Here is an 11,692-nt window from a genome sequence, read left to right as displayed (position 1 = left end):
CGGGGAGCAGAGGGAGCCGGAGGGCAGGAAGGGCAGGAAGGGCAGGACGGGGACGCGGGGGGCGGCCAGCGTGGGTTCCCGGGCGTCCAAGCGGCGGAAGGCGGCAACGACCGTTGCTGCTGGGATCGATTCCGGGAATCAAGGCGGCGAGGGCGATGGGTCCGCGCCGACCCATCAGGCAGAAAAGGACGCGCGGATTGCGGAGAGGAAACGGAAAAAGCAGGAAGATAACGCGAAGCAGCTCGAGGCGTACAAGGAGGCCATGGCCCGGGTTGCGGAGTTGAAGGCGGAGAGGGATAAGAAGAGGGAGAGCGGGGAAGAGTTGGATTCGGAGGAAGAGGAGGAGTTGGCGGAGCTCGAGGCGAAGGTGGAGAAGCGGCGGCAGCAATGGAGGAAATCTAGCGCGGAGCTGGCCCAGGCGCGCAAGGCCCGCAAGGCCCGGGTTGCGGAGTTGAAGGCAGAGAGGGAGAGGAAGAGGGAGAGGGGGGAAGAGTTGGATTCGGAGGAAGAGAAGGAGTTGGCGAAGCTCGAGCCGAGGGTGGAGAAGCGGCAGCAGCAACTGAGGGAATCTGGCGGGAGATTCAACGAGAAGAGAACGGCCGACAACGCCCGGGTTAGGCAGTTGACGGGGAAGAGGGAGAGGGGGGAAGAGTTGGATTCGGAGGAAGAGAAGGAGTTGGCGGAGCGCAAGCTGAGGGTGAATAAGCGGCAGCGGCAAGGGAGGGAATCTAAAGAGAGGAACAAGAAGAAGGCAAGGGACGAAGCTGCCGGGTTGCGGAGTTGGAGAATTGGGAGGAGTTGTGGTTGCTGACTCCGGAGGAGGAGGGCGAGCTTGATTTGCGGCGGGAGATAGAAGCGTACACGAAGAAAAAAAATGATCTGCAGAAACAAGCCCGGGAAAGGAATAGGGCTATTGCGGATATCAAGGAGTTGGAGGCGTTGCCGCAGAGTGCCGAGATTAAGGACAGGCTGGAAAGGTTGCGGGAGCAGGTGCTTGGGTTGCCTGATGTTGCGGAGTCGTTGAAGGAGACGAAGGGAAGGCTGGCGGAAAAGAAGGAGAAGCTCGATGGTTTGGGGTGGATTGCGGGTGTGGGGGCAAGTGGGCAGCAAGGCGAGCAGGATGCAATGGTGCTGAGCGGGGTATCGGAGTCGGCTGGGGCTGGGCGGGAAGCGTCGCCGGTCGGGAGCGATCTCGGTGAGTGGCTTGCGTGGGCGAATGCGGATTTGGGTGTGTCGGGGGTTGCGGGTTCGGCGGAGTCGGCTGGGGCTGGGCGGGAAGCGTCGCCGGATGGCGGCGTTGAGCCGTTTCCGGAGGCCGTCCTGGAGGAGGACTCGGCTGGTGTTCCGGCAGCGCCGGGCGCAGTGCCGGTGGGGCGGTGGTCGGATGCGGATGTGCGGGAGGAGATCAAGGGGGCGAGGAAGCTGGGTTTGTCCAGTGAGGAAAAAGACGCGGTGCGGCTGACTGTGCAGAGCACGCATGACCCGCAGAAGCTCCGGGGCGCCGTGTCGGTGGACGATGTGATGGCCTTGGTCGCGGCTAGGGGTCGCGGGCTCGACGGTGATTGGGCCAGGTGGAGGCGTTTTCCCGGGAGTTGGCGGAGCGGCTGGGCACGGTCCCGGCGGAGGGCAGTAGCGGGCTGAGCATCAGGGCCGGGGCCGGGCCGGTGGGGCAGGCGGGGCGTTCGGGGGAGTCCGCGGCGGGATCGGGTCGGCACACCAGCGGTGGGCCTTCACAGTCGGGTGCTGCGGCGGCGGTGGATGACCCAATCGGTGACCTGCTCGCGCTGAGCCTCCAGAACCCCGCGAGCGGTGCCGGGGATCAGAGGGGGCCGGAGGAGCAGCCTGCGCCGACCGAGGTTGAGATTCGGGATCGGATTGCGGCTGTGCAGGAGGCGTTGGAGTGGCTTGAGGTGCAGAAGGCGGAGTTGGAGGCGGTGCAGGGGCGGGATGAGGATCGGCAGGCGTTGCGGGAGTCGGAGCGAGCTTTTCATGCCGAGTTGGCCAAGTTCGTGCCGGATGGGATTGCGAAGTTGGCTGAGCTGACGGCTCGAATGGAGCGGCACTTGAGGACAATGCCGCCGGAATACAATCCGAACGGTGTGCGTGAGAAGACCGAAGCTGCGAAAAACCTGGTATGGCAGGGACCCTGGACTCCAGCGCAGGTGCAGAAAGTTGAGGAGGAGTTGCCTGGAGTGGAGGCGGCGGTGAGGGTTTTGCGCGATGCTCGCCGGGCGAAGGTGCATGAGGTGTATATGCAGGCGAAGCAGGCGAAAGCGCAGAGGCGTGTTCCGATCACCTACTTCAAAGACGGTGTGCCCGGTGGGGTGAGCTCCCGGCCGGACGCGCGTCTGGGATTAGAGGTCGAGTTCAAGCTCCCCGGCGAAAATTTCGATGAGCGGGTCAACAGTCTGGGGGCGGAGCTCGAACGAGAGGAGCTGGTGGATTGGCGGACCGCCCACGGCTCGAAGCTGTTGCCTTGGATGGAGGATTACGAGGAGATTCTGCTTGACGGTAGGTGGGCGTTGCAAGAGGAGGCGGAGCGTTTCGAGGTGGAGGCGACATCGCCGATCCTGCGTAATGACCCTAAGCGGCCCGTCAGTGAGCAGTTGTGGCCCAGTATGGAGAAGTTGCTGAGCGCGGTACAGCGGCAGGGCGGTTATGGCTCGGAGTCAGGGGGGCATATCAATGTCAGTTTCGACTGGTCGTTGACCCCCCGGCAGTACGTGCGTGTGGCGCAGGTCGTGAAGGTCTTCGAGGCGTTGCTTTTCCGGCTGGGTAACGTTGCAGGCGGCGACGAGTCGAAGCAACGCAAGGTCAGGAACGCTGGGCCGATTTCGCTTCCGTCGGATCCGTACGCGGTGGACGACGACACCGGTGACGACGGGCACGAATCCCTGCCCGACCCGACCGAGAGGTTTCGTGCGGTGCGTTTTGACGTCCTTGGATATGAGGACGATCGGCTCGAGTTCCGGGTGTGGGCTGGGGACGCGGGTGAGCTGACCAGGAATCCGGCGTTGTGGCAGGTGCGGGCGGAGTTGAGCGCGGCGATCATGCTGGCCGGCACCGATCCGGCGATCTACCGGGAGCTGGATCGGCTGATGGGTGATCCGGATCTGCTGGGTTATGACGACCAGACGAGGGATGAGGGGGTCTGGCTGGAGAAGCTGGTGGAGTTCCTGGAGTTGTTGCCGCTGAGCGAGGCCGGGCAGGCGCAGGTGGTGCAGCTTTTCGCCTGGACACGCCCGTGGAAGCTCGGCGATCTCGAAGAAGGCCACCTGGCGCTGGTCGTGAGCCTGCCCCAACAGTCGTTGCTGTTCCCGGCCCCGGATGCTTCGAAGGTGCAGGTCATCGCCGAAGCGTACTCGTACCAGTTGTACAAGGACGCGAGCCTCGTCGTGGCCCGGATGACGTCAGACCGTTCCGGGATTCCTCTCCCGAATGGGAAGGTGATCGATCTTCGGCTGTTCGCCCGTTTGCTCCAGACGTACTACCTCGGATACGGATCGTACAGCGAAGAAACGTGGACTTTGCTGGCGATTCCCCGCGCCTCCGGAGCGCTGCTGGCAGAGGTGCTGAGGTCCGTTAAGGGACCGGTATTGGCGACTATGTCGGACGTGTACAGAACCCCGGATGGGCGTCTGCTCACCGGCGTCTACGAACGGCTTAAGGATGGTCACGTTCGATTCCGTCCCGCCAGAGAGGGCTGGATCGAGTTCACCAAAAATAAGGACGATCCCAGCCAGATTGACAGCCGGAGTACCGGTAAGGCTGATGTGGGGGATGCGTTGATGGAATCCAGTACCAGACTTTATGACAAACCCGCGGAGGTTTATCGGTACTGGCCCACACGTGGATCGGGGTCGTGATGTTTGATGAGCCGGGGGTGGTGCCCGGGGAGGGACGGAACGTGTCCGTGGGTGATGAGCGCTTGGTAGGGCTGCATGGTGTGTTGCTCGGCCTTACCGGCCGGGTGTCGGATGAGTTTCTTGCGACGGCTCGGTGGCAGTTGGCGGAGGGCGGGATCGGCCGGGTTGCTGAGTCGGTGTGTCAGGAGTTGGCTGCTGGTGGTGTGGCGCTGACTTTCCGGCAGATGGGTGTGCTGGCCGAGTTTTTGGCCGATTCCGCGACTTCGATGTTCAGTCGTATCCCGACCGGTGATGAGCAGCGGGTTCTGGCGTGGCATTTCACCGGCTCGCCGGCCGGTTCTGCGGGTGTGGGCAAAACGGGCAAACGGTTCAGCGTGAACGCGATGTGCGCGATCGGGAACAAAGGCGAGCTGTACTTCACCGTCTACACCGGCTCGTTCAACGGCAAGGTGTTCCTGCGGTTCCTGGACCGGCTGACCCGCCATCTGGACCGTAAGGTCCACCTGATCGTTGACGGACACCCCGTCCACCGCCGCAAGACCATCCAGCAATGGATCACCAAGCACGCTGAGGCGATCGAGATGCACTTCCTGCCGGGATACAGTCCCGAACTCAACCCCGACGAGATCCTCAATGCCGACCTCAAACGCACCATGTCCACCAGCACAGCCCCGAAAACCCGCGACGAGTTGAAACAAGCGGTACGTTCCTTCCTCCACCGGCTCCAGAAGCTGCCCGACCGAGTTCGCTCCTACTTCGGCAAACCCGAAGTTCGCTACGCCGCCTGACATCACACATTTGCCGCCCGAATCAATATGTGGATGACGCTGTGGTTTTTCTCGACGGTCTACGTGGGACTGTCGCCGAGCAGAATGACGCCGAGGGGCTGTCAAGTTTTCGGTGTAACTCCTGAGATGTAGGAGGCACCAGTGACTGAGGTGAAGACCGAGCAGGCCAGCGAGGCCGCCGCGGCAGACCTGGCGGTGATGGATGAGCAGATCCAGCAGCTGGCCGATCGGGCCCGTGCCGAAGGGCTGCGGCTGACTGGTGAGGGTGGGCTGCTGGGCCGGCTGACCAAGCTGGTCACCGAGGCCGCGCTAGCCGGCGAGATGGATGATCATCTCGGCTACGGCAAGCACGACCCGGTCGGCCGCGACGGCGGCAACTCGCGTAACGGCACACGGGCCAAGACGGTGCTGACCGAGGCCGGTCCGGTGGAAATCAGCGTGCCGCGGGATCGCGACGGGAGTTTCGAGCCGGCGATCGTGAAGAAGCGGCAGCGCCGCCTGTCCGGGGTGGACGATTTGGTGATCTCGTTGTCCGCCAAGGGGTTGACACACGGCGAGATCTCGGCTCACCTGGCCGAGATCTACGGGGCCGAGGTGTCCAAGCAGACGATCTCCACGATCACCGACCGGGTGATGGACGGGATGGCCGAGTGGCAGAACCGGCCGTTGGACCCGGTCTATCCGGTGATCTTCATCGACTGCATTCACGTCAAGATCCGCGAGGGTAACGTGGCCAACCGGCCGATCTACGTCGCGCTCGCGGTGACCGTGGACGGCACCCGCGACGTCCTTGGGCTGTGGGCCGGCGAGCACGGCGACGGGGAGGGCGCCAAGTACTGGCTGCGGGTGTTATCCGAGATCAAGAACAGGGGTACCGCCGACTGCTGCATCGTGGTCTGCGACGGGCTGAAGGGCCTGCCCGACGCCATCGCGCAGGTGTGGCCGCAGACGATCGTGCAGACGTGCATCGTTCACTTGCTGCGCAACAGTTTCCGTTATGCCTCCCGTAAGGACTGGAGCGCGATCGCCAAGGACCTCAAGCCGGTCTACACCGCACCCAGCGAGCAGGCGGCGCTGGACCGGTTCGCCGAGTTCAGCGAGAAGTGGGAGTCCCGGTACCCGGCGATCGTGCGGCTGTGGACCAACGCGTGGGCGGAGTTCGTGCCGTTTTTGCAGTTCGACACCGAGATCCGCACGATCATCTGCACGACCAACGCCATCGAGAGCATCAACGCGCGCATCCGCCGCGCGGTGAACGCTCGCGGCCACTTCCCCAGCGAGCAGGCTGCCTTGAAGTGCGTCTATCTCGCAATCATGAGTCTTGATCCCACCGGACGGGCCGCAAGCGCTGGTCCAACCGCTGGAAGAAGGCCCTCAACGCCTTCGAGATCACCTTCGACGGACGCCTGTCCGCCGGACGCCGATAAAACCGAAAACAACAGTTACACCGAAAACTTGACAGCCCCGGCGCCGAGGTGGCTGAGCTTGTGGTGGCGCGTTTCCGCCGTCGGCAAGGTGATTCCGTCGGTGGGCTGCTGCCGTCGGAGGTAGCGGCGGACGAATTCGCTGGGGCTGTCGAGAAGGTGGAGGCGTGGTTGGCGTACCGCTGTGACGGCGAGGTGGGCTTGTCGAGTTCCGTGTCATGCGCTTTGGCTCGTTAGTACGAATACGTGTTGTAGTTCCTCCTTTCGCTCGTGAGCGTGTCCGCTGGCAAGTGATATCTTCATGGATTTGAGTGGAGTGGTGCATGTTCCTGCTGGAAGGAGCCGTGTTCTCGTTGTGAGAGGTGTGTTGTGGTTCGAGTGCCGGGCGGCTGAGGCCGGCCGGCTACTGGGTTTTGGTGCGTCACCGCGCTCGCGGGTCACGGGGCCGGCGCTCAGCGGGGCGGAAGGGCTGGTTCCCGCGTCCCTCGTTGCTGCCTTGGGTTGTGGTGGCGTTGGGGTGGGGTGGGTGTGATGTTTTCGTCGATCATGGTGCCGGAGGGGGTGCGGCGGCTTTTTCAGGTGTTGACCGGTGAGGATATGACGGATGCGGATGAGGGTGTGTTGTTCGCGGTGGCGGATGCGTTGGAGTCCGGTGCGGCAGGGCTGGGTGAGGTGCGGGCGTTGGTGGCGGAGTTGGTGGGGAAGGTGCGGACAGAGTTTTCGGGGAAAGCGGCGGACCGGTTCGCGGACGGGTTGGGGATTTTTGATGGGTTGTTGTCCTCGGGCCAGGCGGGGTTACTGGATTTAGCGGCGTTCGTGCGGAAGACGTCGCAGCAGGTGCGGTATCTGAAGCTGGTGACGATTTATAGCTTGCAATTGCTGTGGATAGAGATGGCGTGGGCGATGCAGTTTGCGGGGGCGACCGCTGGCGCGTCGCTGTTGTGGCTGGCGGCGCGGATGGCGGTGACGCGGTTTTTGTTGACGAGCTGGTGGAGGCAGTTGTTCATGCGGTTGGCGATGATGGCGGCTGGTGGTGTGGTCTTCAACGTGCTGCCGGATGTGCAGGCCCAGCTGCAGATGTGGGGTGAGGAATCGGCTGAGAAGTGGGATAGGACGCTGACCGAGCAGGCGGCGGGGATGGGGGCGTTCTCGGCGTTGGTGGCGCTGCCGATGTCGGCGGTGGGCGGTCTGGTCAGCAACACGTTGACGAAGGTCCTGGTGAAGGGCCTGGGCGATGACGTGGACGCTGCGATCCTGGAGGCGGCGGTGAAGAAAGCGGTGGCCGAGCACGCGGAGTTGTATCCGGTGTCGGCGATGGCGAAGTTCGCGGACGCGGTGGGCAAGAGCCTGGATGACTATGCGGGGATGTCGGTGGGGACGATGTGGTGGGCGCGGTTCGGGCATAGCGTGGGGGAGGCGTTGGAGAACGCGTTGTCGGAGTTTTTCGGGGAGGCGGGATATTTGGCGGCCACGGGCCAGGAGGTGACCTGGAACCCGTTTAGTTTGACGGCGGGTTTGTTCGAGACGGTGTTCAGCGGTGTGGGCAATCTGGCGGGTTTGGCGTTGCGGGGCAAGCTGCACCCGGAAGGCCCGAGCCCGTACCTCGAGGGCACCGGCGGGGGCGGGGGCGGCAGCGACGATGGTGGCGGGTCCGGTGGGGAGAAGACCCCGCTGCCGGGGGCAGGGTCCGGGTCGCAGACAGGGGACATCCCTGGCTCCCCAGACAAAGACAGCACGTTCATCCCATCCGATGCCTCGCGATCGGATGCCTCGCGATCGGATCGCTGGACTGGCTCGGATTTCTCGAGTGTGTCTGATGTGGACTCTGTGTTCTCGGATACGGGGTCGGTGGATTCGGCTGCGGTGTCGGTGTCTTCTGGTGATGGCGTGGTGGTGCGCGGTTCCGCTGTGGTGTCTGCCGTTGTTGTGGGCGGCACAGACGGTAAGGACGGTAAGGACGGCACAGACGGCACGGACGGTAAGCGGGGTGCCGATGGCGGTGTGCCGGGCGGGACCCCGGCTCGTGATGTTCCCGTGGTGCCCGGTGCCGGGCAGCACCGGCCGGGCACACCACCACCGGCATATTCCGGTGGGGTACCGGGTGTTGACCCGGACCGGCCGGGCACACCGCTACCCGCACATTTCGGTGGGGTACCGGGTGTTGGTCCGGACCGGCCGGGCACACCACCACCGCCATACAGTCCGGGTCCCGGTGGCGATCAGGCCGTGCCCGGGAAGCGGCCGCTGGAGGTGTCTGCCTCGAAGACACCGGACCCCCCGACGGTGACCCCACATACTTCTGATGTGCCCGCGGATCCCCCGCGACCGGAGACTGGCAGGCCTGGGTCTGTCGTGGGCTCCGGCGGTGGTGTGCCTGCGGGGCATCTGGTGTCGGAGGCTGTCGGGTCCGGGTCTGTCGTGGATTCCGATGGTCGTGTGGCCGGGGGGCATCCGGGGTCGCCGGGTGGGGTGACCGGCCTCGATGGGGATCCCGGTGTGGACTCGGTTGCGGGGCATGGGGATTCGCATTCGCATCGTCAGGATGGGCTTGTGGTGTCGGCGGATTCGGTGAGGCTGCCGGGGGAGGGGTCGCAGGCGGCGTCGTCTCTGCATCGGGATCCGGTGGCGGTGTCGCCGGCGGGCTTGCCGGTGGACACGGTGCGGGTGCCGGTGCCCGCGGAGGTGGTTGCTGGTGGCGGGTTGGCGAAGTCCGTGCAGGGTGCCGCGGGTTCCACGGGCGGACCTGTGCTGCTGGTGTCCGACAGCAACCCGAACGCGGGTGTGGTGGTGCCATCGGATCAGGGGTCGGCATTGGCGCAGGAGATGGGCCGCCACGTTGTCGCGATGATGCCGGGACAGGCCGGGCGCGAGCCGCGATGGACGGTGTTCCCCGCGGATGGTTCTCGTCCCAAGCCGCTGGCCGGGCCTGGTGCCGCGGTACTGACCGGCGGGCGGAGTGGGGGCCTGGCCGGTCTGGCGGAGGCCTCGGTTGGTGTTCCGGCAGCGCTGGGCACAGCGCCGGGCGCAGTGCCGGTGGGGCAGTGGTCGGATGCGGATGTGCTGGAGGAGATCAAGCGGGTGAGGCTGCTGGGCTTGTCCAGTGAGGAAAAAGACGCGGTGCGGCTGATTGTGCAGCGCATGCATGACCCGCGGAAGCTGGCTGGCTGGAGCGCTGTCGTGTCGCCGGCCGATCCCGTGTCGGTGGACGATGTGGTGACCTTGGTCGCGGCCAGGCGTTGCGAGCTCCGCGGTGATCGGGGCCAGGTGGAGGCGTTTTCCCGGGAGTTGGCGGAGCGGCTGGGCACGGTCCTGGCGGAGGGCAGTAGCGGGTTGAGCATCCGGGCCGGGGCCGGGCCTGTGGGTCAGGCGGGGCGTTCGGGGGAGTCCGAGGCGGGATGGGGATCGGGTCGGCACACCAGCGGTGGGCCTTCACAGTCGGATGCTGCGGCGGCGGTGGATGACCCCGCGAGCGGTGCCGCGGAGCAGAGGGAGCCGAAGGGCAAGAAGAGGACGCGGGGGGCGGCCGACGTGGGTTCCCGGGTGTCCAAGCGGCGGAAGGCGGCAACGACCGTTGCTGCTGGGTCTGTTTCCGGGAATCAAGGCGGCGAGGGCGATGGGTCCGCGCCGACCCATGAGACAGCACAGGACGCGCGGATTGCGGAGAGGAAGCGGAAAAGGCAGGAAGATAACGCGAAGCATTTCCAGGCGTACAAGGACGACATGGCCCGGGTTGCGGAGTTGAAGGCAAAGAGGGAGAAGAGGAGGGAGAGGGGTGAAGAGTTGGATTCGGAGGAAGAGAAGGAGTTGGCGGAGGGTGAGCTGAAGGTGGAAAAGCGGCAGCAGCAATGGAGGAAATCTAGCGCGAAGCGGGCCCAGGCGCACAAAGACCGCATGGCCCGGGTTGCGGAGTTGACGGGGAAGAGGGAGAGGGGGGAAGAGTTGGATTCGGAGGAAGAGAAGGTGTTGGCGGAGGGTGAGCCGGAGATGGAGAAGCGGCAGCTGCAACTGAGGGAATCTAGGTTGACAACCAACCAGAAGAGAAAGGACGACAACGCCCGGGTTGCGGCGTTGCAGGCGAAGAAGAAGAGGAAGAGGGAGAGGGGGGAAGAGTTGGATTCGGAGGAAGAGAAGGAGTTGGCGGAGCGCAAGCAGAGGGTGAACAAGCTGCAGCGGCAAAAGAGGGAAGCTTACGCGAGGTACAAGAAGAAGGCAAGGGACGAAGCTGCCCGGGTTGCGGAGTTGGAGAACGGGGAAGAGTTGTGGTTGCTGACTCCGGAGGAGCAGGACGAGCTCGATTTGCGGCGGGAGATAGAAATGTACACGAAGGAGAAAAAGATTCTGGAGGAACAAGCCCGGGAAAGGAATAGGGTTACTGAGGAGATCAAGGAGTTTAAGGCGTTGCTGCAGAGTGCCGAGATTAAGGACAGGCTGGAAAGGTTGCGGGAGCAGGTGCTTGGGTTGCCTGATGTTGCGGAGCCGTTGAAGGAGACGACGAGAAAGCTGGCGGAAAAGAAGAAGAAGCTCAATGGTTTGGGGCGGATTGCGGGTGTGGGGGCAAGTGGGCAGCAGGGCGAGCAGGATGCAATGGTGCTGAGCGGGGTATCGGAGTCGGCTGGGGCTGGTCGGGAAGCGTCGCCGGTCGGGAGCGATCTCGGTGAGTGGCTTGCGTGGGCGAATGTGGATTTGGGTGTGTCGGGGGATGCGGATTCGGCGGAGCAGAGTGGGGCTGGGCGGGACGCGTGGTCGGATGGCGGCGTTGATCGGGAGGTGCGGGCTGCGGCATCCTCGTCCGTTTCGGACGAGGATGGGCAGACGGGGCGGAGGGGGGCGGGGGAGGGATGGGGTGAGGTTGAGCAGGAGCTGGCGGGGAGTGTGACACGCGATGGGGAGCCGGATTTGCGGGTTGCGCGGTTGCGGGAGTGGTTGGAGGGCGCTGAATCTCGTCTGGCTTCGTTGGAGGCGTTGCCGGGTTGGGACGAGGTTTTGGGGAAGTTTTCCCGGGAGTTGGCGGAGCGGTTGGGCACGAACCCGGCGAAGGGCAGTAGCGGGCTGAGTATCGGGCCTGCGGATCAGGCGGGGCGTTCGGGGGAGTCCGAGGCGGGATGGGGATCGGGTCGGCACACCAGCGGTGGGACTTTACAGTCGGGTGCTGCGGTGCCGGTTGATGACATGGTGGGTGGTTCTGGGGATCAGAGGGGGCCGCAGGAGCAGGCTGCGCCGACTGAGGTTGATACCGATGCGCAGGAGGCGGTGCGGGAGCAGATCGTGCCGGATGGGATTGCGAGGTTGACTGAGCTGGTGGGTCGGATGGAGCGGCATTTGGGGACGATGCCGCCGGAGTTCGATCCGAACGGTGTGCGTCGGTACGTCGAAGCTTTGAAGCAGTTCGTACAGCAGGGATCCTGGAATCAGGAGGACTTGCGGACAGTCGACTCGCGCTTGGGTGACTGGCAGAGGATGGAGAGGAGGTTGCGCAATGATCGCCGGGCGAAGGTGCGTGAGGTGTATGCGGAGGCGAAGCAGGCGACTGAGCAGGGGCGTGATCCCATCAGGTATTTCCCGCGCGGTGTGCCCGGTGGGGCGACCTCCAAGGAGTTCGCCGATCGGCAATAAC

At 64.5% G+C, this 11,692-nt stretch carries 5 protein-coding genes and 1 pseudogene; all 6 read left to right on the top strand.

What is annotated here, in order from left to right:
- The first annotated feature begins 70 nt into the window (after positions 1–70).
- The 6 genes and pseudogenes from FDZ84_RS37540 (at position 71) to FDZ84_RS40325 (ending at position 11,691) form a co-directional block, all read left to right on the top strand.
- Positions 71–811, top strand: coding sequence for a hypothetical protein (locus tag FDZ84_RS37540; protein ID WP_168589695.1), 741 nt, complete (start codon positions 71–73; stop codon positions 809–811).
- Positions 805–1,641 (top strand): hypothetical protein, encoded by an 837-nt coding sequence (locus FDZ84_RS37535; RefSeq protein ID WP_168589694.1) that lies wholly within the window; start codon positions 805–807, stop codon positions 1,639–1,641. The genes FDZ84_RS37540 and FDZ84_RS37535 overlap by 7 nt, the downstream gene beginning before the upstream one ends.
- A 113-nt stretch (positions 1,642–1,754) precedes the next feature.
- Positions 1,755–3,866: a hypothetical protein gene (locus FDZ84_RS37530; RefSeq protein ID WP_246868699.1), complete on the top strand. Its 2,112-nt coding sequence runs from the start codon at positions 1,755–1,757 to the stop codon at positions 3,864–3,866.
- Positions 3,866–4,654, top strand: a complete 789-nt coding sequence (locus FDZ84_RS37525; protein WP_168589693.1) for an IS630 family transposase — start codon at positions 3,866–3,868, stop codon at positions 4,652–4,654. Before FDZ84_RS37530 ends, FDZ84_RS37525 begins: the two co-directional genes overlap by 1 nt.
- A 198-nt stretch (positions 4,655–4,852) precedes the next feature.
- Positions 4,853–6,081: pseudogene (locus FDZ84_RS37520) on the top strand (IS256 family transposase).
- Between the two features lie 528 nt (positions 6,082–6,609).
- A complete protein-coding gene (locus FDZ84_RS40325) occupies positions 6,610–11,691 on the top strand; it encodes a hypothetical protein (protein ID WP_168589692.1) in 5,082 nt (1,693 codons plus the stop codon).
- Position 11,692: the final 1 nt, after the last annotated feature.

It is taken from the genome of Saccharopolyspora sp. ASAGF58 (assembly GCF_012277335.1).
Lineage (GTDB): Bacteria > Actinomycetota > Actinomycetes > Mycobacteriales > Pseudonocardiaceae > Saccharopolyspora > Saccharopolyspora hattusasensis.
This window is presented reverse-complemented; position numbering and strand designations above follow the sequence as displayed.

Excerpts from the sequence above, each read along its gene's own strand:
- FDZ84_RS37525 (WP_168589693.1), top strand. The coding sequence starts at position 3,866 with ATGTTTGATGAGCCGGGGGTGGTGCCCGGGGAGGGACGGAACGTGTCC.
- FDZ84_RS40325 (WP_168589692.1), top strand. The coding sequence starts at position 6,610 with ATGTTTTCGTCGATCATGGTGCCGGAGGGGGTGCGGCGGCTTTTTCAG.